The sequence below is a fragment of the Lactococcus sp. LG1074 genome, assembly GCF_017309525.1.
Taxonomy (GTDB): domain Bacteria; phylum Bacillota; class Bacilli; order Lactobacillales; family Streptococcaceae; genus Lactococcus; species Lactococcus petauri.
In genome coordinates, this window is record NZ_CP071293.1 from 943,083 (window position 1) to 964,098 (window position 21,016).

Below are 21,016 nucleotides of genomic sequence, written 5' to 3' on the forward strand. Positions count from 1 at the left end.
TCAAAAAATCAAAAAAACTCTTAAAAAATTTAAAATTATATGTTATAATAAAAGAGTAGATTTAGTAAAACGTACTAAATTCATAACAATTAAAGAGACAATATAGGTTGGGCGCAAGCTTCAAGAGATTTCCTCCGAGGGTAAGGAGGAGATTTTTTGATAGCTTGCGCCCTTTTTGTTTACATTCTTTTTTTCGATTGCTACGCTCTTGAAAAAAATGAAGTGTATGCCTAACTGTCGAAAATACAAGGAGGAAGCTTTTGGAATTTTATAAAAAAGCAAAAGTAGAAGTTATTGAGGAGTTTTTAGTTGACACTAAGACTGGCTTAAATCATGAACAAATATTGAAACAAAGGGAGCTTCATGGAGAAAATAAACTTCCGGATGAAGAGGAAGAATCATACTTAGCTACGTTCCTCAAAAGTTTTAAAGAACCTATCGTTATTGTTTTACTTGGTGCGGTAGCTCTGTCCTTTGCTAGTTCTTACTACGCTTTTCAATTTCAAAATGATAGTAAGCATGGGATGGAGGCACTATATGAAGCGATTGCTATCTTAATCTTAATTATCATAAATGCCTTTTTAGGCTTTTATCAAGAAATTAGTGCACGTAAGAGTTTGAACGCATTAAAAGAGATGAACAATCGTTATGTTACTGTGTTACGAAATGGTCAATTTGAAAAAATACTTTCAACAGAGCTTGTCACAGGGGATATCGTAAAAGCCTCAATTGGAGACTTTGTCGAAGCAGATGTCCGTTGGATTGAAACCAATGAGCTCCAAGTTATCGAGTCGCATTTGACTGGCGAAGCAGATGCGATTAGCAAGCACACAGATGCTATTCTCGAGACGACAGAACTAGGTGATCGTCATAATATGGGCTTCTCCGGTTCAAGCGTTTCTGGTGGACAAGGTTTAGGGATAGTTGTGGCTGTTGGGGAACATACTGAACTTGGTAAAATTGCCAAACTGATTCAAGCAGTTGAAAACAGGACGTCGCCACTGCAAAATACGGTTCATAAGTTAACCAAAACCTTGATGCAAGTTTCAGCCGGTATTGTTGTCTTTACCCTCGTAGTGGGTATCATCCAAGCTGGTGAATTAAGCATAGCATCAATTACATCTGTTTTATCAACCTCAATCGCCTTAGCTGTAGCCTCTATACCTGATGCTCTACCTGCTGTGCTTTCGATTGTTTTAACGATTGGCGCTGCCAAAATGGCGAAGAATAAAGGGCTTATCAAGTCACTTAACAGTGTGGAAACACTAGGAAGTACTTCCTACATCTGTTCAGATAAAACAGGAACACTTACCAAAAATGAAATGACCGTTACACATTTCTATACAAACGGCCAGTACTATGAAGTTTCTGGTCTGGGCTATACTCCAGAAGGGGAAATTCGTAGTCTTTCTGATGAAGAGCAAGAGCCTTCATATTCGGCCTTTATTGCAGGTGCACTTTTGTGTAACGAGTCTGCTCTCAAAGAAGTCGAAGGAAAATTCGTGCCTTTTGGTAATCCAACTGAAATTGCCTTGACTGTTTTGGGGCAAAAAGCTGGCCGCACAAAAACTCAACTTTTAGAATCACATGAGCTCATCCGGACGCTGCCTTTCACTAGTGATCGTAAAACAATGAGTGTCATTGTCAAGAAAGGCGACAACTATCTTCTCTATATCAAGGGAGCGCCAGATGTTCTGGTTGAGAAAAGCCGCGCCCTTTTGATTGATGGTGAATTAAATACTGAAGAAAGCGAAAAGCAAAAATTTATCACGACTGTAAATGATTATGCCAATGAAGCTTTGCGTACCTTGGCGGTAGGATACCGTATCCTCAGTAAGGAAGAAGCAGAACAAGGTCAGCTAGAAGATTTAGAAAAAGATATTATCTTGACAGGGGTTGCAGGAATTATTGATCCTGCGCGTGAAGAAGTCAAAGCTTCTGTTAAAACATTGCAAGATGCAAGTGTCGAAGTCGTTATGATTACAGGTGATCACGAAAATACAGCTCGTGCTATTGCTTATAATCTTGGCATTGTAAAATCCAAAGAGGCTAAAGTCATCAAAGGTATCGAAATTGAAGAAATGACAGATGAAGAGCTCTATGAAGTCGTTAAAACAACGAATGTCTATGCGCGTGTTTCCCCTGAACACAAGCAAAGGATTGTTAAGCAACTTCAAAAGCACGGGGAAGTTGTGGGTATGACAGGAGATGGTGTTAATGATGCGCCGGCTCTAAGAGCAGCCGATATTGGAATTGCCATGGGAATCGCAGGAACTGAAGTAACCAAGGATTCTGCTGACTTGATATTGCTTGATGATAAGTTTACAACGATTGAAAAAACAGTCGAAAATGGTAGAACTATTTATGCCAATATTAAGAACTTTATCCGTCATGAATTAACGACGAACGTCGCAGAAGTACTTTCCTTGATATTAGGCTTACTTTTCTTCACTGTAAGTATTGGGAATGTTGACTATACCACACCAACTTTAACAGCCTTAATGGTACTTTGGGTCAATATGGTCAGTGATGCCGTGCCTTCTTTCGCTCTGGGATACGATGTCGCTGAGTCAGATATTATGAACGAAAAACCACGTGACCCTAAAGAATCTGTCCTAGCTAACTACACATGGTCAAGAGTCTTGATCCGAGGCACAATTATGGGCTTGATGGTCTTTGTAGCCTTTGTTTGGGCCGCAAAACAAGGCATGTCAAGTAACGAAGCACAAACGGTGGCCTTCTTAACACTTGTTTATGGTCAGTTGTGGCATGTTTTTGATGCAAGAAGTTCACAAACTCTCTTCAGAAGAAACCCATTCGGCAACCCACGTTTAGTCCTTGCTGTTGTCTTTGCAGGTATCTCTTCATTTTTAGTGACGATAATTCCATTCTTTAATGTTGTCATGGGAACTGCACCATTGAGCTTACCTGTTTATCTTCTTGTACTCTTTGTGCCAGCTTTACCAACATTTATCCTATCAGGTATTAAAGAAATCTTTAAAGTGAAAATTTGGTAAGGAGAATTTTTGAGATGTGTAACTATAATATGCTAAAATAACAGTATAGTAATCCTTGGAAGGAAGTATATACATGGAAAAAGTAAAAAGCTTTTTTACACCCAAAAGAATTTTAGTTCTCTTGATTCTTTTGCTCATCGTAATTTTTGCGGTTCTTAATTTCTCACCTGTTAGTGTTAACATGCTTTTCTTTAACATTGATATTCCCATGTTCTACGGTATTATCGCTGTAGGGCTGATTGGGTTTATATGTGGATATGTGATGCGGGGGAGAAAATAGCCTGAAAAAATCAAGACTGAAGTGTGTTACACGCTTCAGTTTTTTTATATTATTAGGTTTCCTCTTACAAAAATATTAGAATTTAGAAAGGAGATTAAAAAGAAATGAGCATATAATATGGAAGAATTAATCCGGTTCTACATTAAAAAGAAGGAGTTTAAAAAGCTTCAAGTTATTCTTAAAGATTTACAAAGACATGAACTGAAAGAGATTTTTAAACATCTAAAGCAAGATGAACAGGTCATTTTTTTTGAAGTCCTTTCAGAAGATAAAGCAGTGGCGTTGTTCAAAATTCTTGGCACTCAGCAGCAAAAAAAATCTTTTAGATGCGCTACAACCGCCAATGGTGCAAACTTTTCTCAATCAGCTGTCGTCAGACGATCGTGTCAGACTTTTTGACCGACTACCTGAAAGACGAGTGAAGAGTCTTCTGGGTGTTTTAACACCCGATAATAGATCAGAAACACTCCATCTCCAAGCTTATGTCCCAGAAACAGCCGGTCGAATTATGACAACGGAATTTGTAACTTTGACAGAAGATATGACCCAAGAAGAGGCGTTGGCAAAAGTCACAGAGGAAGCCACGCGCAAGGAAAACATCTATATTTTGTTTATTATTGACGAGAAGTTAAAGCTCACTGGTTTTATAACTTTACATCGACTTTTGATGATGGCGCCAACAGCAGTCATTAATGAGCATATGTCGCGTCAACCGATTTCTGTTAAAACTTCTGAGGACCAAGAAAAGGTGGCACAAAAAGTCAAAGAGTTGGATCTTCTGGCTTTAGCTGTGGTGGACGATACTAATAAATTAGTAGGCATAGTAACCTTCGACGATGCAATGGAAATTCTTGAAGAAGAGGCAACAGAAGACATTTTGAACCAAGCAGGTTTATCCGACTTAAAAGATACAGAGGAGGACCGCAGCAAGCTACTTATTAATGGCAAGTTAAATAAAATTTTGGCAGTACGTTTACCCTTTCTTTTAGCCACCTTGTTGTTAAGCATGCTTTCTGGTTTAGTCATTGAAAATTTTGAACAAACTTTAGAATCCATCGCAATGGTGGCAATTTTTATCCCATTGATTATGGGCATGGGAGGAAATATTGGGACACAATCTTCAACAGTCTTTACACGAGGCTTGGTTTTAGGGCATATTGAGATTGAGAACTTCCTTGAGCACTTTTTCAAGGAATTACGTGTCGGTTTGACCATTGGCGCATTGATGGGAATTATGGCGGGGCTAATGGCGACCATATGGCTAGGTTTTCCGATGTTAGGTTTGGCAGTTGGTTTAGCCCTTTTTGCCACGATGACCGTCGCATCCTTGCTGGGCTTTTTAGTCCCTTTTATCTTAATCAAGTTAAAAATCGACCAAGCTGCAGGATCAGCACCAATCATTACAACGATTAAAGATTTAGTTGCCTTACTGATTTACTTCACCTGCATTTCGCTCTTCCTTGGTCATCTTATTTCATGAGTTTGATAAGATAGAAAAAATTTAATTTCTGTTAAAATAGACAAATATGAGACTAGATCACTACCTGTTCCTCAATGGATGGAAGGATAAGAAAGAATGCAAACGCTTGATACAGACCAGAAAGATTATAATTGATGGAGAAGTAGAGTATAACCTAAGTCGCAATGTCGATCCTCAGATGCATGAAATTATTGTCAATCAGCAACAGCTCACAACATTTGGACATCATTATTTTATGATGAATAAGGCAGCTGGTGTACTTTCAGCCAATAAAGATGAGCACCTGCCCACCTATCGTGACCTTGTGGAAGAAAAGAATGATGCACTTTATCCTGTGGGACGGCTAGACTTTCTAACGACAGGATTATTATTCATCACGGACAATGGGCCACTGGGCATCGATATGCTTAAGCCACAGCAACATGTTTCTAAAACATATTTCGTAGAGACATGGGAACCACTTGAAGTAAGTGATAGAGCTGCCTTTGAAGCAGGCCTTGAATTTATCGGAGGTGTTCGTACGCAGCCAGCGCAACTCGAAATTTTAGATGTGCATCATGCTAAAGTTACTATCCAAGAAGGCAAATATCATCAGGTCAAGAAAATGTTCTTAGCTTTAGGTAAAAAAGTTGAGCAACTTCAACGTTTAAGTTTTGGACCGCTGGTCCTAGATGAAGATTTGCAACCAGGTGCTTATCGCCCTCTTACGCAGCAAGAAATCTTGAGTCTGAAGCCCTATATGAGAAAGTAAGATTCTTTGACAGTCTGATAAGGCAAGTGTTATAATCATTATCACTTAGAGCCGATGAAGAAAGGAAGTGTCACTATGACTATTTATGATTTCACAGTGAAGGGAAAACAAGGAGATGATATCTCTTTGTCCGACTATAAAGGCAAAGTTCTACTCGTAGTGAATACTGCGACAAGATGTGGTTTTACACCACAATATGATGGACTTCAAAAACTTTATGATGAATATAAAGAGTCCGGGTTTGAAATTCTCGATTTTCCTTGTAATCAATTTAAAGAGCAAGCACCTGGCACAGCTGATGAGATTGATCAGTTTTGTACATTGAACTATGGAACAACTTTCCCACGCTTTCAAAAGATTGATGTTAATGGCGCGGATGAAAGCCCGCTCTATACATGGTTAAAAGAAGAAAAAGGAAGCCCGCTTGGAAAAAAAATCAAGTGGAATTTTACGAAGTTTTTGATCAACGCTCAGGGGGAAGTTGTCGCACGTTATGCTCCAGCAACAGAACCTGAAAAAATTGCCAAAGATATTAAAAAAGAGCTTGAAAAAGTAGAAAAATAGGAGCACGTGCCTCCTGTTTTTTCTTTTGGTATCATTATAAAGAAGCTCATATTTATAGCTGGTTTATGCTATAATTGAGTCATGAATATTCTGCTCGAAATCCAAACGAAATTAAGAGAACTTTCCCCTAACGAGTCAAAAGTTGGAAAGTATGTTCTCGCTTTTCCTGAGGCTGTCATCAACCTAAGCACTCAAGACATTGCTAAAAATAGTCAAGTGTCACCAGCTACAGTTATTCGCTTTGTCAAATCCATCGGACTTGAAGGTGTTCCCCAACTTAAGCAGCAACTTTCCGTCTGGAAGGCGAGCGCCCAATCGGATACAGATTTTCAAGAATTACGTCCTAATGAAGAGATAGACTCAATAAAATCAAAATTAAAAGCGCGCATTAATCATATGACAGAACTTGTTAATGGTCATTTAAACAATGAAAGACTTGCTAAAACGGTCGACCTGATTGATGAAGCGGAGTTAATCTTTATTTTCGGGATTGGGGCTTCTTTTCTTGTGGCACAAGACTTAGCTCAAAAATTGAACCGTATTGGCAAAATCAGTATTTGTGCGGACAATACGCATACGATGGCTGTTAATTTAACCAATAATAATCAAAAGAAACTCTTTATCGCTGTCAGTGACCGAGGGGAATCCCGTGAAGTTTTAGCTATGCTTGATTTGGCTCAAGCTGAAAACATTGAAACCATTGCGATTACCGGTATTGAAAACTCAAGTCTTGCTAAACGTGCCGAATATCCGCTCATTTCTCTATCAGGAGAGAATTTTGAGTTTAGGCATGCAGCTACGGTTTCAATGTTGGCACAATTGTATCTCATCGATTTGCTCTTTTATGCCTATGTCAGCAAAAACTTTGATGATGCACGAGAATCAGTGATTCGTTCTTTAGATATCGTTCGTCATCTGGAAAAAAATTATTGATGTGAAGTTATACATAAAAACAGTAAAAATCTTGGCGTTTTCGTTGTGAAGCGCGATTTTTACTGTTTTCTTTACCTTAAACTTTTTTATGTTAAAATAGAAGAATGATTTTACTACAAGGGAATGGGATAGCACGCACTTTTGGTGGCGATGTTTTATTCGAAAATATAAATTTTAATCTTCAGGACCACTCACGTATGGCTTTAGTCGGACGCAATGGTGCGGGAAAATCGACTTTATTGAAGATTATTGCAGGCGTTGAAGAACCTTCAGCAGGATCGATTTCTAAGGTCAAGGACTTGCATTTAAACTATTTGGCTCAAGATACAGGACTTTCTTCAGAATTAACGATTTTTGAAGAAATGTTGACGGTCTTTGAAAAACTCCGTCAAACAGAGCGACAATTGCGTCAGATGGAATTACAGATGTCGGAGTTAACGGGTGGTGACTTAGAGAGTTTGATGCACCGTTATGATTCTTTATCGGAAGAATTTCGTCAAGCCAACGGTTTTACCTATGAAGCAGAGATTAAGTCAGTACTTAATGGTTTTCGTTTCGATGAGAAGATGTGGGACCGTGCTATTTCTTCCTTATCTGGTGGACAAAAAACACGATTAGCTTTGGCAAAAATGCTTTTAGAAAAGCCTGATTTGTTGATTTTGGATGAGCCAACCAACCATTTGGATATTGAAACTTTGGCGTGGTTAGAAACTTACCTGAAAAACTATTCAGGTAGTCTTTTGATTGTCAGTCACGACCGTTATTTCTTAGATAAGGTTGTGACAGAAACTTTGGAGATTTCACGAGGCAAGCTGACACGCTTTGCAGGAAATTACAGTAAATATATTGAACTTAAAGCAGAGATGCTCGCCACTGAGCAAAAGAACTATGATAAGCAACAAAAAGAAATTGAAAAATTAGAAGATTTCGTTGCTCGAAATATGGTTCGTGCCTCCACAACAAAACGCGCCCAATCACGCCAGAAAAAGTTGGAAAAGATGGAGCGTATTGAAGCACCGACCGGAAGTGAAGCAGCTGCACATATGACCTTTTCCCCAGCTAAAAAGTCGGGCAACATCGTTCTTACAGTTGAAGATGCAGCAGTGGGATACGATAAAGTCCTCGCTGAACCTATCAATATCGATACACGCAAACATGATGCCCTTGCTATTGTTGGACCAAACGGGATCGGGAAGACAACATTGATCAAGTCAATTATTGGTCAAATTCCTCTTCTTAAGGGTCAGGTGAAGCTGGGAGCGAATGTCGACTTAGGATACTATGATCAAGAACAAGGAGCGCTGACACCTTCTAACAGTGTTCTTGACGAGATTTGGAATGAGCATCGTCTCTTACCAGAAGTAGAAATACGTAATCTTTTAGGGGCTTTCCTTTTCAGCGGCGAAGATGTGAAAAAGACCGTTTCGATGTTATCGGGAGGAGAAAAAGCACGTCTTCTCTTGGCGAAGCTCGCTATGCAACATGATAATTTTCTTGTATTGGATGAACCTACCAACCACTTGGATATCGACAGCCGTGAGGTTTTGGAGAATAGCTTGATTGACTTCGATGGTACTTTACTCTTTGTCAGTCATGACCGTTACTTTATCAACCGTGTTGCGACCAAAGTCCTCGAAATATCACCTCAAGGAAGTAAACTTTACCTGGGCGATTATGATTACTATTTAGAAAAAAAAAGCCAAGAAGAAGAGACACATCAAGAAGTTGTTTTGGAAGAACAACCAGAAAGTTCGGGCCAGATGGACTATGCACAACAAAAAGAAGCACAGAAAATCCGTCGCAAGTTCGAACGTGAAGTCAATGCTGCGGAAGAAAAACTTGCTGCTCTGGAACAACAAAGCGAAGAAATTTCCCGAGCTATGTTAGACATAACAGATGACTTTGTTAAACTAGGTGAACTCCAAGCAGCACTCGACCAACTGGCTGAACAAAAAGAAGAAACAGAGATGAACTTACTGGAAGCGATGGAAAGCTTAGAAAGTTTATGATTGCAAACTTACAGTAAATCTGTTAGACTATATAACAAGAAACCTTTAAATTAGCACGAGAGGCTAGCAAGGAAACCGTATAATTGTCTATTTGTATAGTATTTAGGTGCATTCTAAATATTATTGGCATATTTTTTTACGCACTTGCAGCTTTATGCAAGTGTTTTTTTGTGTAAAACAGCGTGCTATTGATATTAACTTAAGGGACTAGAAAGAGGATAACATGTCATTATCAAAAACTATCGCTGCTGATTTACTCGAAATAAAAGCTGTAAGCTTATCGCCGGGTGCACCATTTACATGGGCAAGTGGGATTCAATCTCCTATTTATACAGACAACCGTTTGACCTTGGCTTATCCAGAAGTACGCACTCGTATTGAGCAGGCTTTTGCGGATTTGGTCAAGGCAGAGTTTCCTGAGGTCGAAGTAATTGCAGGTACAGCAACAGCAGGTATTCCTCATGGTGCAATTATTGCTGACTATCTTCAATTGCCTTTTGCCTATATTCGTAGCAAACCAAAAGATCACGGCGCAGGAAATCAAATCGAAGGAAGTGTCTCTAAAGGACAAAAAATGGTATTGGTTGAGGATCTTATCTCAACAGGAGGCTCAGTACTAGAAGCAGTGGCTGCCGCACAACGTGAAGGGATCGAAGTTCTCGGTGTGATTGCTATCTTTACCTACCAACTCGAAAAAGCAGCAACAAAATTCCAAGAAGCGCAAGTGCCACTGCACACATTAACAAATTATTCTGAACTTATCCAAATCGCTCAGGAAACAGGTTATGTAACAGAAGCTGAACTTGAAATGCTTAAAAAATTCAAGGATAATCAAGAAACATGGAGTGAATAACATAATAAACATTATGTAAAATATAAAAAGGGGAACAGATGATACTCATAAAAAACGGCCGTGTAATCGATCCTGAGTGCGGTTTTGATCAAGTTGCTGATGTGTTAGTTAAAGATAAGAAGATTATTCGTATTGCCCAAGATTTGGAAGAAGAAGGTGCAGATATTATTGATGCCAGCAACATGATTGTTGCTCCTGGGCTCATCGATATTCATGTTCATTTTCGTGAACCAGGTCAAACGCATAAAGAGACGATACACACTGGTGCTTTATCTGCAGCACGTGGTGGTTTTACGACAGTAGTAATGATGGCAAATACTAAACCGATTTTATCGAGTCCTGAAGTGCTTGTAGAGACACTGAAACTTGCAGATGAAGAGAAAATTCATATTAAGTCCATTGCTTCTATTACCAAAGATTTTGACGGGCGACATTTGACGGATTTTGATGCTTTGTTAAAGGCAGGCGCAGTTGGCTTTTCAGATGATGGTATTCCACTGAGTGATTCAGGGGTCTTGCATGAAGCTTTGAAGAAAGCCAAGGAAACGGATAGTCTGCTCTCTATTCACGAGGAAGATCCCAACTTAGTGGATACGCTTGGAATCAATGAAGGCGAAGTGGCACACCAATGTGGTCTAACAGGAGCGACAAAGGTGGCTGAGTACAGTATGATTGCACGTGATGCAATGTTGGCTTTGGATACTCAAGCGCGTTTACATATTCAACATTTGTCTGCAGGCGAAAGTGTAGATGTAGTTCGTTTTGCACAAAAGATGGGCGCAAAAGTTAGTGCTGAAGTTACACCACAACATTTTTCACTGACAGAGCAAGCTGTCCTAGAGATTGGTACAAATGCAAAGCTTAATCCTCCACTGCGTCAAACGAAAGATATTGCGAAAATTTTGGAAGGCTTGAAAGACAACACGATTAGTGTTATTGCGACAGATCATGCGCCACATACCCATGAAGAAAAAAATGTTGCTTTGGCTGAAGCACCGAGCGGAATGATCGGCTTAGAAACTTCTTTGCAACTGGGGCTTACGCATTTGGTTACTCCTGGACATCTTGAACTGGCTCAATTGCTGGCGAAAATGACTGTTAATCCAGCCAAATTATATGGTTTTGATGCGGGATATTTAGCGGAAGGTGGACCGGCTGACATTACTATTTTTGATGCTCATAATACTTATAAAGTGGATGAAAACTTTGATTCCAAGGCAAGTAACTCACCATTTATCGACCAAGAACTTGTGGGACAAGTCAAATATACGATTTGTTCAGGAGAAATTGTTTACCGCCCATAAAAATCTTGCAAGAGCTTACATAAATTGTTAAAATGATTTTAATGTTTAATAAATTTTATTCTAAGCAATAGGAGAAATCTCATATGAAAATCAGTAAAACAATTAATGCTCCTGTCGAGTTTGTCTACAATCAGATTCTGGATTCATCACTTTACGATATCGAAAAAAATACTGGACACAGACCTGACATCAAGTCTCTTAATGGCTTTGAATACTCAAAAACATTTGGCAAAAACCAACATGGAACTATTACGATTGATGAAGTTGTGAAAGCCAATAAGTATGCTTTTACCACGAAAACCATCCGTAATACATTCAATACACGTTGGAATTTTCATCCTGTTGATGATAAGAAAACAGAGATAACTATTGAGGAAAGCCGTACTTCCAGCGGAATGATTCAAAAATTAAATGATATGTTTGTCGGAACGCTCCTGGGACACTGGAAAAAACGTCAGATGGTCGCTATTTTGAATCACATTGAACAAGCTTATAGTGGTGGGAAGTGAAAAGATGGAAAAGAAACACCATGAACTTTTAGACCTCGCGACTTATGCTTTTAATAAGCCCCGGAGTAAGGAGCGAGAAGAAGCGTTTGATAAACTTTTAAGTTTTTCAAAACCTTACAGTTACTGGGAAAACGATGAGCTATCCTCTATAATTATCGATACCTCTTTTAGGGTCTATTGGAAGGATGCAAAGCTAAAGATGTCAGGAATTGGTTATGTTGCCTCTTACCCAGAATTTAGAGGAAACGGCAGCATTCGTAAACTCATGACCGATATTTTAGAAGACAACTATGAAGCTGGCACCGCCTTAAGCTATCTGGCTCCCTTCTCTTATCAGTTTTACGGACAATTTGGTTATCATTACGCTTTTGACCAAAAAGCATATACGATTCCTGCACAAGAATTTCCTAAAGGCAAAAAAACAGTGGGTCAAGTGCACCGCCGCACTGTAAGTGAGGAGCTTTTGGAAGAAGTGGCTGAGGTCCATGATCAAGTCTATAACCAAGGTTCACTAGTCCGTCCACAACATGTTTGGGAATACTATTTCAAGTATAAAGCACAGCCCTTCTTTGCGACTTATGAGGAAAATGGCAGAGTCCTAGGTTACTTAATTTATGAATTTGCAGGTACGGCTTTTGTAATTCGTGAATGTATTACATTGACCCAAGAAGCTCAAGATGCACTTTATCGTTTTGTCTCAAGCCACGCTGCAAGTTTTGAAGTCATCAAATGGACTGCTCCTTCAAATGTTTTCCTCGAATATGATTTGGCTGAACCATCACGCATAGAGCTACAGTTGCAACCTTATATGCAAGCTCGTATTGTTAATCTGCAAGCATTTTTGAAAGTGAACGGTCAGCCTGAATTTTCTGCCCGTATTGTTGATGATATTTTGCCACAAAATAATATCTGTGTGGGCCCTGACACAGACCAACCAGAGGAAATGACCATTGGAGTATTTACTGCCCGTGTACTACGAGAAAATAAAGCCATTCTTCGTGAATATTTTTAAAATAGTCAAACTAAACACCGAATCTTAACATTTTTTGTAAGATTTGGTGTTTTTATTAATTAAAACTAAAAAAATAACATGATTTTGTTTCTAAATTTGTAACATGTTTCAGAAATCAGCCGGAAAATTAAAGTTTTTAATGGTTTGAAGAAAATGAAAGCGCTAAAAATAAGGGTTTCATTAAAAAATACTTGTTTTTTCGCTTAATATTGTTAGGACAAATTATATTTGAAATCGCTTTCTGAAACCGCTATACTATTGGTATAGATAAAAAGAAGGAGATCATAGAAATGGCAGAAAAAGTTATTGCATTAGCCTGTGCAGCAGGTATGTCAACATCATTACTCGTGACAAAAATGCAACAAGCTGCACAAGAAGCAGGAAAAGATTATGAAATCTACGCAAAGTCTGTAGCTGAAATTGACAACATGTTGTCTGGCTCAGAGAAACCAGATGTATTGCTTCTCGGTCCGCAAGTGGCTTACATGAAAAATGAAGTCATCAAAAAAGCAGCAGCAGTTGATGTTCCTTGTGATGTGATTAAAATGCAAGATTACGGCATGATGAATGGAAAAAATGTTGTAGCAGCCGCTGACGCATTAATGAATGGATAAAGAGAATTTGTAGAAATTCTAGATAAAGAAAGGAGTATTATGGGAAAACTAGGAATCTCGATTTATCCGGAACGTTCCAACTTTGAAGCTGATAAAGCCTATTTAGACTTAGCGCACCAATATGGTTACACCCGTGTCTTTACCTCACTTTTAGAAATCAAAGGAGATAAGGAAGCAGTTCTTGAGGGCTTTACGAAAGTGATTGCTTATGCTAATAGTCTTGGTATGGAAGTCATGGTAGACATTAATCCCGCCTTATTTGAACAACTTAACATTAGCTATGATGATTTAAGTTTCTTTGATGAAATGGGTGCTGATGGTATTCGTTTAGACCTCGGATTTACAGGAGCTGAGGAAGCACGTATGACGCGCAACCCTTATAATCTTAAGATTGAGATTAATATGAGTCAGGGAACAAGTTATGTGGACAGTATCATGGATTACTCGCCTAACATTGAAAACTTACTTGGCAGTCATAATTTCTATCCTCACCGTTACACAGGTCTAGCGTTTGATCATTACGTGAAATGTACCGAGAAATTCAAAAAGTATAATTTAAATACTATGGTGTTTGTTAATTCTCATGAAGCAACATTTGGGCCGTGGCCCACACAAGATGGCTTATGTACCTTAGAGGATCATCGTGACTTAAGCTTGAAGACACAAGTAAAACATTATAAGCTTTTAGATGGTATTGATGATATTACTATTGCTAATGCTTATGCGAGTGAAGCAGAGCTTAAAACAATGGCAGAAGTTTTCCATGCGCAAATGCCAGAACTGAAAGTTGTGCCAAGAGCTACGATGACGGAAAATGAACGAAAATGTGTCTTTGAGGCTACGCATAGTTATCGTGGCGACCGCTCAGAGTACATGCTACGTTCAACCATGACTCGCGTTATTTACAAAGACTTGGATTTTCCGCCACATGATACAGATACTATAAAACCAGGCGATGTGATTATTGACAATGATGGATATGGTCAATATAAGGGGGAAACCCAAATTGCTCTGAAGGAAATGAAAAATGATGGCCGGGTCAATGTTGTTGGACATATCGCGGAAGACGAAATGTTCTTACTTGACTTTATCAAGCCTTGGAGTTCGTTTAAATTTATTGAAAGTGATGAGCTATAATTTATAACCTTATACGCAAATAAATTAAAATTTTAGGAGGAATTCTATGAACGGAATTACGATGTGGATGGAGAAATATCTCGTCCCAGTAGCAGCAAAAATCGGGTCGCAAAAGCACCTGGTTGCCTTGCGTGACTCATTCATTGGTATCCTGCCAGCAACACTGACAGGTGCCCTTGCAGCGATGGTATCAGCCATCGTCACAACATTCCCACAGTCCATTCAACAAATGGTTTTGGGTCCAACCAAGTTTGCCCAACTCGCACCAGAAGATGTTTGGACGCTTGCTAATACACCAATCATTGGCGATTTGAATAACATTTCAACACTTGTCAACCAAGGGACTTTGACAGTTATTGGTCTTATCTTTGCTTTCTCTTGGGGTTACAATTTGGCCCGTGCTTATGGTGTCAATGACCTTGCAGGTGGTGTTGTAGCAGTTGCCACTCTCTTTGCTGGTTTGCCAAACCAAATGCCTAAATTCTTGGATGCTTTGGGTGTGAGCGATGCCGGCGTAGCTGCAACAGACAAAATCAATGGTGTATTGACTGGTCAAGGTCTTGCAGCATGGAAGCCACTCTTTGCTGCCGCACATATGGATGCTGGTGCTTACTTTACGATTATCATTATGGGTGCCCTTGCGGTGATTATTTATGCTAAACTTATGTTAGCAGATATCACTATCAAGATGCCTGAGTCAGTCCCACCGGCTGTAGCAAAAGCTTTCCTTGCGATTATTCCAACGATTGCTGCAATCTACGCTGTGAGCTTGATTTACTATGTTATTGATAAATTGACACATGATTCTGTAATTAATTTGATTACACACTATATTGCAGAACCCTTCCAAATTCTCTCACAAAATATTTTCTCAGTTCTTATTGTTACACTCTTCGTTTCAATCTTCTGGTTCTTCGGACTTCATGGACCAAACGTCTTGGCACCTGCTCTTGATGGGATTTGGCTTCCACTTGGTCTTAATAACCAAGCCCTTTACTTCCAAGTTCACTCAGACGGTATTCGTGACTTAGTAGCGCGTGGTGCAATTGATAAAGCACATGCGATTAATGGTGACTATGTCAGTCTTTGGGTTCGTGGTTCATGGGATGCCTTCGTCTGGTTTGGTGGTTCTGGTGGTACAATTACCTTAATCCTTGCCATTCTGATCTTCTCTAAACGTAAAGATTATAAGACAGTAGGACGTCTTGGTTTAGCACCAGGTATCTTCAATATTAATGAACCTGTACTCTTTGGTATGCCAATTGTACTGAACGCCATCTTCTTTATCCCATTTGCAATTGCTCCATTGGTAGCGGTTATTATCGCCTATATTGCAACGATGCTTCATTGGGTAGATCCAGTTGTCAGTGCTGTGCCATGGGTTACACCACCAATTATGAATGCCTTCCTTGCGACAGGATTTGACTGGCGTGCAATTATCTTAGCAATTGTCAACTTACTTGTAACCTTTGCTATTTGGACACCATTCGTTATTGCAGCAAACAAGATGGAAGAACCTGAATTATAAAAAACAGAAAGGAACCCAATGATTATTGTTAATGTAGCTATGATGCAAGAAAAAGTAATTCACCTTCTAGAAGAAAATGGATTTACTTATAAGGAAAAAAAGGGATTGAAACTCTATTTTCGAGGTCCGAATAGCGACTTAGCTACGGATGCTCAAACTGCAAAACGCTTAATTAAACAAAGTTCATTTGGTTCAGCATTATTCTTTAACGTCGAGGAGGTTTAAATATGGCTTGGATATATGCATTACTTAGTTTGTCACTCTTACTTCTAGCTTATCAAAACTGGAGTTTTGGAGGTACACTCTTTATTCTATCTGTGGTCATGCTTATACTTGCACGACAAAAGAAGAAAAAAGAAGAATAATAAAAAAGACTTGCTCCGGCAGGTCTTTTATTATGTTTGACTTTAAAGCAGAAGCGTTATAAGATGAAAGAAGTGAACATAGGCTTTATGATTTGAGGCAAATCTCATTCTTTGACTAAATACCCCTAAGGGTATATAATGGATATATCAAAAATTTGAGGAGAGAAATAGGCGTTCAATCCAAATGAAGCAATTAAAAGAGAAACTCGGTCAAGTTGCACTGATTGATGTTCGAGAAGAGGATGAATATCTCGAAGGACATGTGCCAACAGCAATCAACATGCCCCTGAGTGTTTTAGAGCAAAGATACTTAGAGATAGAAGATGAGAGCTATATTATTTGTCAAAGCGGTATGCGGTCTATGCGCGCTTGTCAATTCCTAGAGGCACAAGGAGTGGCAACTACGAATGTTACAGGTGGTATTCTGTCTTGGGATCAAGAATTAGAAAAATAAGAGGAAGAAAATGACGAAAAAATATCTTATCGTTGGGGGCGTTGCCGGTGGCATGAGTGCAGCCACTCGATTACGCCGTTTAAAAGAAGATGCAGAAATTATTGTTTTTGATAAAGGACCATATGTTTCTTTTGCAAACTGTGGGCTCCCCTACTATCTCTCTGGTGAAATCGAATCAAGAAATAAACTTATCCTACAAACACCTGAAAGTCTGGCACAGCGTTTTAATTTAGATGTTCGTCCTGAATCTGAAGTGGTTTCTATTGAGCCGGATAATAAAGAAATTACTGTAGTATCGAATGGGACAAGCTACACGGAAAATTATGATGCATTGATTTTGTCACCTGGCGCAAGTCCTTTTATTCCGCCTATAAAAGGTTTAGCGGAAGCGGATAATGTCTTTAGCCTACGTAACATTCCTGACTTAGATAAAATCACAAACTATATGGAAATGGAGCACCGCAAGCAAGCATTGATTATTGGCGCGGGTTTCATCGGTCTAGAGATGGCTGAAAACTTACGAAAACTTGGTTTAGAGGTTACAATCATCGAAAAAGCCAATCATGTTTTACCAACTCTTGATCAGGAAATGGCCATTCATATAGAAGAAGAATTGGCACATAATGGCTTGAAAGTACTCACGGGTGTCTCTGTTGTAGAGTTTCAAGACCAAGGAAAAACGGTTATTCTGGAAAATGGTGATAGCCTTAGTACGGATGTAGTTATCCTTTCTGTTGGGATTCAAGTGGAGTCAAAACTTGCTGCTGATGCGGGAATTAAGCTTGGGATGAGAGGAGCAATCCTTGTCGATGAGCAATATCAAACATCTGTGCCTGATATTTATGCCGTGGGGGATGCCATTCTTGTTAAAAATCAAATTACTGGTAATAATGCGCTCATCTCCTTAGCAAGCCCAGCCAATCGCCAAGGACGTCAAGTTGCAGATGTTTTGGCAGGATTGCCTGTTACAAATAAAGGGAGTATCGGCACAGCCATTGTTCGAACTTTCAGCTTGACAGCTGCCTCTACTGGACTTTCAGAGAAGCAAGTACAAGATTCGAACTTAAAATATAAGGCTGTGCATATCACAGCCAATGATCATGCAGGTTACTATCCTGGCGCAAGCTCTATTCTTCTCAAACTGATCTTCAATCCAGAAAGTGGTCATATCTATGGAGCATCAGCAGTTGGTCAAAAAGGTGTAGACAAGCGTATTGATGTTTTGGCAACAGCGATTAAAGCAGGGATGACGGTTTTTGATTTACCAGAACTTGAATTGAGCTATGCGCCACCATTTGGCTCTGCTAAGGATCCTGTGAACATGATTGGTTATGCGGCTATGAATATTGCTATGGGCTTGTCAGATAACATTCAGTGGCATCAGCTCGAAGCAGAACTTGCCCAAGGTAAAGTACTCTTAGATGTGCGTCAAGAAAATGAAGTGGCGCGTGGTGGTTTTAAAGAAGCGATAAATATACCATTAAACGATTTACGCCAAAGTATGGACAAATTAGATAAAAATAAAGAATACATTGTCAGCTGTCAATCAGGACTTCGCTCTTATACAGCTGAACGTATCTTGAAACAAGAAGGCTTTAAAGTAGAAAATCTTGATGGAGCTTATGGCTTGTACAGTAAGGTGAAGGACATTTAACTCAAACTGAACGAAAGGATTATTTTAGGATAGTCCTTTTTTCTTATTGAAATTTTTAATGAATTTGTAGGCAGCTTATGGTATAATATTAAAAAATATTTGTTAGATTTGGGGAAGTCATGAGACTTGAACTATATGAAGAAAAGCCAGAAGAAGCGAGTGCAGCTCTTGCTCAGGTTTTTGAAGCCTTTAGTAAAGAAACAGAAGAGGCCGAGTTGCAAACAGTACGCTATAACTTAGCTGAAGATGCGGACATCTTTGCGCATCATCCTGCTGTCAATCAAGCAATGAAAAAAATGGAAGCGGCTTTGCCTTTGATGTTGGTAGATGGAGAAATTATGACGATTGGCGCTTACCCTGATATGGAAGATTTGACGGAGATTACGGGTTTGAGTTTTCAAGATATTAGAACACGAGAATGTCAGTGTGGCAATTGTAACTGTGGAAAGGGATAAAATGATCGAAAATTTTCAACGACCAAGCAAGGAAGAATATTTTAAAGAAATCGTCGAAGTTGTAGCTAAACGCTCTACCTGTACGCACGCTCAAGTTGGTGCTCTTCTCGTGACTGCGGATGGGCAAATTCTTTCGACAGGCTATAATGGTTCTGTAGCACTTATGCCGCATTGTACAGATGTAGGGTGTCTGGAAGATAAAGACGGACATTGCATTGCGACTGTTCACGCGGAGCAAAATGCAATTGCCCAAGCAGCAAAGCACGGTGTTTCACCAGAGGGAGCAATTCTTTATACGACTTTATTCCCTTGTATCGCTTGCTTGAAGCTCGTCTTGGCATCGGGTGTAAAACATATCAAATATATCAATGAATACCATGCTAAAAATCCTTATGAGGAAGAGTTGATTGAAACTTTAGGTATTCAAGTTGAAAAAATATAAAAATCCAGAAATCATGCTGGTTTTTTTATTTTAACGTAAAAAACGGTTCCCTAAGTTTATCTGTAAAATTTATTCTTACTTGAGCTTTTTATGTCTGTTTTTGCTAAAATAAATAAATGGGAATAAAATACAGTCAAACACATAAAGTCGCTTTTTATGAGAGCGACACACGAGGCAAGATGAAAATATCAGATCTTCTTGCCGTAGCACTTCAAATTTCGGGAGAGCAGTCTTATACGTTAGACCGTAGCGACACATGGATTTGTGATAACTTCAATCTATTTTGGGCTGTTATCGAGCACGAAGTTCAGGTTCATCGCTTACCCGAGTTTAATGACCAGATTACAATTGAAACAGAAGCCACGTCTTACAATAAATTCTTTTGTTATCGTGACTTTATTTTCAAAAATACAGCTGGCGAAACCTTAGTAAAAATAAGTTCAACTTGGGTTTTGATGAACAAAGATACACGTAAGGTAGAACGTGTTGTTGATGAGATTGTGGCACCTTATGAGGCACCAAAAGTCAGCAAAATTGTTCGTCCTCACAAATATCTTACCTTGTCTGATCAAGCGCAATGCAGCCTAGCTTTTCCAATTCGTTTCTCTGATCTGGATATGAATGGACATGTGAACAATGCTAAATATTTCGACTGGGCTGTTGATCAGTTGGACTATGATTTCCGTATGGCATACGAACCTAAAAAAATATATATTCGCTATAATCACGAACTCCTTTATGGCAATCATGAGTTTATTCATCCTGTTTTTGAATTTCAAGGAGACACCACTTGCCATATTATTAGGAAAGATGGTGTAGATAATGCTAATATTGAGATTGAGTGGTCAAAAATAAGCGAGGAGAATGAACGAAAATGAGAAAAGGTTACAAAAAATATAAAGGATATCTGATTGATTTAGATGGCACGATTTATATGGGCAATCATCGTATTCCTGCAGGGGAAGACTTTGTTCATCGTTTGCAAGAAGCGAAAGTTCCTTATCTGTTTTTAACAAATAATACGACAAAAACCCCACGAGTGGTCCAAAAACGTTTGGCTACACAGTTTAATATTGATACACCTTTAGAAACTATCTATACAGCAAGTGCAGCTACAGTCGATTATATGAACGATTTAGGCTTGGAGAAGACTGTTTATATTATTGGTGAAGATGGCTTAAAAGAAGCAATCTATGAAGCAGGCTATAAAAAGGATCGTGAAAATCCAGCATATGTTGTTGTTGCTTTGGATTCTGACTTGACATATGAAATGCTTGCTTTGGCAACTCTTGCTATACATAAAGGTGCGAAATTCATCGGAACAAATCCTGATTTGAACCTTCCAAGCGAACGAGGACTTTTGCCAGGAGCGGGCTCTTTGGTTAAAATGATTGAAGCAGCTACACGTGTTCAACCCACCTTTATTGGAAAACCTGAGGCGATTATTGCAGAAAAAGCGGTGGAAAAAATGGGCATTCCTAAAGAAGATCTTTTAATGGTTGGTGATAACTATTTGACAGATATTCGTACAGGGATTGATAATGGTATCGACAGTTTGCTTGTTACAACAGGCTTTACAAAAGCTGAAGAAGTCCCTGGACTTCCAATACCACCAACCCATGTCGTTTCAAGTTTAGAGCATTGGGAAGTTTGAG

23 protein-coding genes are annotated in these 21,016 nt (G+C 39.1%); all 23 read left to right on the forward strand.

The genetic code is table 11. The annotated features are described in order from the left end of the window. Positions 1 to 260 precede the first annotated feature (260 nt). The 23 genes from J0J36_RS04695 to J0J36_RS04800 all read left to right on the forward strand — a co-directional run bounded on the left by J0J36_RS04695 (position 261) and on the right by J0J36_RS04800 (position 21,015). A complete protein-coding gene (locus J0J36_RS04695) occupies positions 261 to 3,017 on the forward strand; it encodes a cation-transporting P-type ATPase (RefSeq protein WP_019292724.1) in 2,757 nt (918 codons plus the stop codon). Positions 3,018 to 3,090: 73 nt separating this feature from the next. Further along, positions 3,091 to 3,297, forward strand: coding sequence for a hypothetical protein (locus tag J0J36_RS04700; RefSeq protein WP_153924784.1), 207 nt, complete (start codon positions 3,091 to 3,093; stop codon positions 3,295 to 3,297). 117 nt (positions 3,298 to 3,414) lie between these two features. Beyond that, positions 3,415 to 3,696 carry a hypothetical protein gene (locus J0J36_RS10500; protein ID WP_242520657.1) on the forward strand — a complete coding sequence of 94 codons (282 nt, stop codon included), beginning with the start codon at positions 3,415 to 3,417 and terminating at the stop codon, positions 3,694 to 3,696. Further along, on the forward strand, positions 3,641 to 4,777 hold the full coding sequence (gene mgtE, locus J0J36_RS04705) for a magnesium transporter (protein ID WP_242520655.1): 1,137 nt from the start codon (positions 3,641 to 3,643) through the stop codon (positions 4,775 to 4,777). Before J0J36_RS10500 ends, mgtE begins: the two co-directional genes overlap by 56 nt. A 46-nt stretch (positions 4,778 to 4,823) precedes the next feature. Then, on the forward strand, positions 4,824 to 5,528 hold the full coding sequence (locus J0J36_RS04710; RefSeq protein ID WP_029346238.1) for a 16S rRNA pseudouridine(516) synthase: 705 nt from the start codon (positions 4,824 to 4,826) through the stop codon (positions 5,526 to 5,528). A 75-nt stretch (positions 5,529 to 5,603) separates the two neighbouring features. Then, a complete protein-coding gene (locus J0J36_RS04715; RefSeq protein WP_019292720.1) occupies positions 5,604 to 6,092 on the forward strand; it encodes a glutathione peroxidase in 489 nt (162 codons plus the stop codon). An 81-nt stretch (positions 6,093 to 6,173) separates the two neighbouring features. After that, a complete protein-coding gene (locus J0J36_RS04720; protein ID WP_019292719.1) occupies positions 6,174 to 7,025 on the forward strand; it encodes a MurR/RpiR family transcriptional regulator in 852 nt (283 codons plus the stop codon). Between the two features lie 104 nt (positions 7,026 to 7,129). Next, positions 7,130 to 9,034, forward strand: a complete 1,905-nt coding sequence (gene abc-f, locus J0J36_RS04725) for a ribosomal protection-like ABC-F family protein (RefSeq protein WP_040087784.1) — start codon at positions 7,130 to 7,132, stop codon at positions 9,032 to 9,034. 223 nt (positions 9,035 to 9,257) lie between these two features. Continuing rightward, positions 9,258 to 9,887 (forward strand): orotate phosphoribosyltransferase, encoded by a 630-nt coding sequence (gene pyrE, locus J0J36_RS04730; protein WP_153924787.1) that lies wholly within the window; start codon positions 9,258 to 9,260, stop codon positions 9,885 to 9,887. Between the two features lie 38 nt (positions 9,888 to 9,925). Beyond that, the gene (locus J0J36_RS04735; RefSeq protein WP_019292716.1) at positions 9,926 to 11,191 is read left to right on the forward strand and encodes a dihydroorotase; all 1,266 of its coding nucleotides are present in this window, start codon (positions 9,926 to 9,928) and stop codon (positions 11,189 to 11,191) included. Between the two features lie 83 nt (positions 11,192 to 11,274). Continuing rightward, positions 11,275 to 11,700: a DUF3284 domain-containing protein gene (locus tag J0J36_RS04740; protein WP_019292715.1), complete on the forward strand. Its 426-nt coding sequence runs from the start codon at positions 11,275 to 11,277 to the stop codon at positions 11,698 to 11,700. Positions 11,701 to 11,704: 4 nt separating this feature from the next. Further along, complete coding sequence (gene eis, locus J0J36_RS04745; protein WP_019292714.1) at positions 11,705 to 12,712, forward strand: enhanced intracellular survival protein Eis; 1,008 nt, start codon at positions 11,705 to 11,707, stop codon at positions 12,710 to 12,712. Positions 12,713 to 13,002: 290 nt separating this feature from the next. Beyond that, entirely contained in the window at positions 13,003 to 13,326 is a 324-nt protein-coding gene (locus J0J36_RS04750; RefSeq protein ID WP_019293481.1) for a PTS sugar transporter subunit IIB, read from the forward strand. A 39-nt stretch (positions 13,327 to 13,365) separates the two neighbouring features. Beyond that, the gene (locus J0J36_RS04755) at positions 13,366 to 14,463 is read left to right on the forward strand and encodes a DUF871 domain-containing protein (RefSeq protein WP_019292712.1); all 1,098 of its coding nucleotides are present in this window, start codon (positions 13,366 to 13,368) and stop codon (positions 14,461 to 14,463) included. Positions 14,464 to 14,509: 46 nt separating this feature from the next. After that, positions 14,510 to 15,991 (forward strand): PTS sugar transporter subunit IIC, encoded by a 1,482-nt coding sequence (locus J0J36_RS04760; protein ID WP_153924792.1) that lies wholly within the window; start codon positions 14,510 to 14,512, stop codon positions 15,989 to 15,991. An 18-nt stretch (positions 15,992 to 16,009) separates the two neighbouring features. Further along, positions 16,010 to 16,216, forward strand: a complete 207-nt coding sequence (locus J0J36_RS04765) for a hypothetical protein (protein ID WP_019292711.1) — start codon at positions 16,010 to 16,012, stop codon at positions 16,214 to 16,216. Between the two features lie 2 nt (positions 16,217 to 16,218). Continuing rightward, the gene (locus J0J36_RS04770) at positions 16,219 to 16,356 is read left to right on the forward strand and encodes a hypothetical protein (protein WP_014024702.1); all 138 of its coding nucleotides are present in this window, start codon (positions 16,219 to 16,221) and stop codon (positions 16,354 to 16,356) included. 184 nt (positions 16,357 to 16,540) lie between these two features. Continuing rightward, the gene (locus tag J0J36_RS04775) at positions 16,541 to 16,810 is read left to right on the forward strand and encodes a rhodanese-like domain-containing protein (protein WP_019292710.1); all 270 of its coding nucleotides are present in this window, start codon (positions 16,541 to 16,543) and stop codon (positions 16,808 to 16,810) included. A 10-nt stretch (positions 16,811 to 16,820) separates the two neighbouring features. After that, positions 16,821 to 18,464, forward strand: a complete 1,644-nt coding sequence (locus tag J0J36_RS04780; RefSeq protein ID WP_019292709.1) for an FAD-dependent oxidoreductase — start codon at positions 16,821 to 16,823, stop codon at positions 18,462 to 18,464. 119 nt (positions 18,465 to 18,583) lie between these two features. After that, positions 18,584 to 18,919, forward strand: a complete 336-nt coding sequence (locus J0J36_RS04785) for an arsenic metallochaperone ArsD family protein (protein ID WP_019292708.1) — start codon at positions 18,584 to 18,586, stop codon at positions 18,917 to 18,919. A 1-nt stretch (position 18,920) separates the two neighbouring features. Further along, positions 18,921 to 19,361 (forward strand): cytidine/deoxycytidylate deaminase family protein, encoded by a 441-nt coding sequence (locus J0J36_RS04790; RefSeq protein ID WP_004257543.1) that lies wholly within the window; start codon positions 18,921 to 18,923, stop codon positions 19,359 to 19,361. 116 nt (positions 19,362 to 19,477) lie between these two features. After that, positions 19,478 to 20,239 (forward strand): acyl-[acyl-carrier-protein] thioesterase, encoded by a 762-nt coding sequence (locus J0J36_RS04795; RefSeq protein WP_019292707.1) that lies wholly within the window; start codon positions 19,478 to 19,480, stop codon positions 20,237 to 20,239. After that, entirely contained in the window at positions 20,236 to 21,015 is a 780-nt protein-coding gene (locus J0J36_RS04800) for a TIGR01457 family HAD-type hydrolase (protein ID WP_019292706.1), read from the forward strand. The genes J0J36_RS04795 and J0J36_RS04800 overlap by 4 nt, the downstream gene beginning before the upstream one ends. Position 21,016 lies beyond the last annotated feature (1 nt).

Excerpts from the sequence above, each read along its gene's own strand:
- J0J36_RS04770 (WP_014024702.1), top strand. The coding sequence starts at position 16,219 with ATGGCTTGGATATATGCATTACTTAGTTTGTCACTCTTACTTCTAGCT.
- J0J36_RS04735 (WP_019292716.1), top strand. The coding sequence starts at position 9,926 with ATGATACTCATAAAAAACGGCCGTGTAATCGATCCTGAGTGCGGTTTT.
- J0J36_RS04750 (WP_019293481.1), top strand. The coding sequence starts at position 13,003 with ATGGCAGAAAAAGTTATTGCATTAGCCTGTGCAGCAGGTATGTCAACA.
- J0J36_RS04720 (WP_019292719.1), top strand. The coding sequence starts at position 6,174 with ATGAATATTCTGCTCGAAATCCAAACGAAATTAAGAGAACTTTCCCCT.
- J0J36_RS04795 (WP_019292707.1), top strand. The coding sequence starts at position 19,478 with ATGGGAATAAAATACAGTCAAACACATAAAGTCGCTTTTTATGAGAGC.
- J0J36_RS04710 (WP_029346238.1), top strand. The coding sequence starts at position 4,824 with ATGAGACTAGATCACTACCTGTTCCTCAATGGATGGAAGGATAAGAAA.
- J0J36_RS04775 (WP_019292710.1), top strand. The coding sequence starts at position 16,541 with ATGAAGCAATTAAAAGAGAAACTCGGTCAAGTTGCACTGATTGATGTT.
- J0J36_RS04715 (WP_019292720.1), top strand. The coding sequence starts at position 5,604 with ATGACTATTTATGATTTCACAGTGAAGGGAAAACAAGGAGATGATATC.
- J0J36_RS04755 (WP_019292712.1), top strand. The coding sequence starts at position 13,366 with ATGGGAAAACTAGGAATCTCGATTTATCCGGAACGTTCCAACTTTGAA.
- J0J36_RS04760 (WP_153924792.1), top strand. The coding sequence starts at position 14,510 with ATGAACGGAATTACGATGTGGATGGAGAAATATCTCGTCCCAGTAGCA.
- J0J36_RS04790 (WP_004257543.1), top strand. The coding sequence starts at position 18,921 with ATGATCGAAAATTTTCAACGACCAAGCAAGGAAGAATATTTTAAAGAA.
- J0J36_RS04780 (WP_019292709.1), top strand. The coding sequence starts at position 16,821 with ATGACGAAAAAATATCTTATCGTTGGGGGCGTTGCCGGTGGCATGAGT.
- mgtE (WP_242520655.1), top strand. The coding sequence starts at position 3,641 with ATGGTGCAAACTTTTCTCAATCAGCTGTCGTCAGACGATCGTGTCAGA.
- eis (WP_019292714.1), top strand. The coding sequence starts at position 11,705 with ATGGAAAAGAAACACCATGAACTTTTAGACCTCGCGACTTATGCTTTT.
- J0J36_RS04800 (WP_019292706.1), top strand. The coding sequence starts at position 20,236 with ATGAGAAAAGGTTACAAAAAATATAAAGGATATCTGATTGATTTAGAT.
- pyrE (WP_153924787.1), top strand. The coding sequence starts at position 9,258 with ATGTCATTATCAAAAACTATCGCTGCTGATTTACTCGAAATAAAAGCT.
- J0J36_RS04785 (WP_019292708.1), top strand. The coding sequence starts at position 18,584 with ATGAGACTTGAACTATATGAAGAAAAGCCAGAAGAAGCGAGTGCAGCT.
- J0J36_RS04700 (WP_153924784.1), top strand. The coding sequence starts at position 3,091 with ATGGAAAAAGTAAAAAGCTTTTTTACACCCAAAAGAATTTTAGTTCTC.
- J0J36_RS04765 (WP_019292711.1), top strand. The coding sequence starts at position 16,010 with ATGATTATTGTTAATGTAGCTATGATGCAAGAAAAAGTAATTCACCTT.
- J0J36_RS10500 (WP_242520657.1), top strand. The coding sequence starts at position 3,415 with ATGGAAGAATTAATCCGGTTCTACATTAAAAAGAAGGAGTTTAAAAAG.
- abc-f (WP_040087784.1), top strand. The coding sequence starts at position 7,130 with ATGATTTTACTACAAGGGAATGGGATAGCACGCACTTTTGGTGGCGAT.
- J0J36_RS04740 (WP_019292715.1), top strand. The coding sequence starts at position 11,275 with ATGAAAATCAGTAAAACAATTAATGCTCCTGTCGAGTTTGTCTACAAT.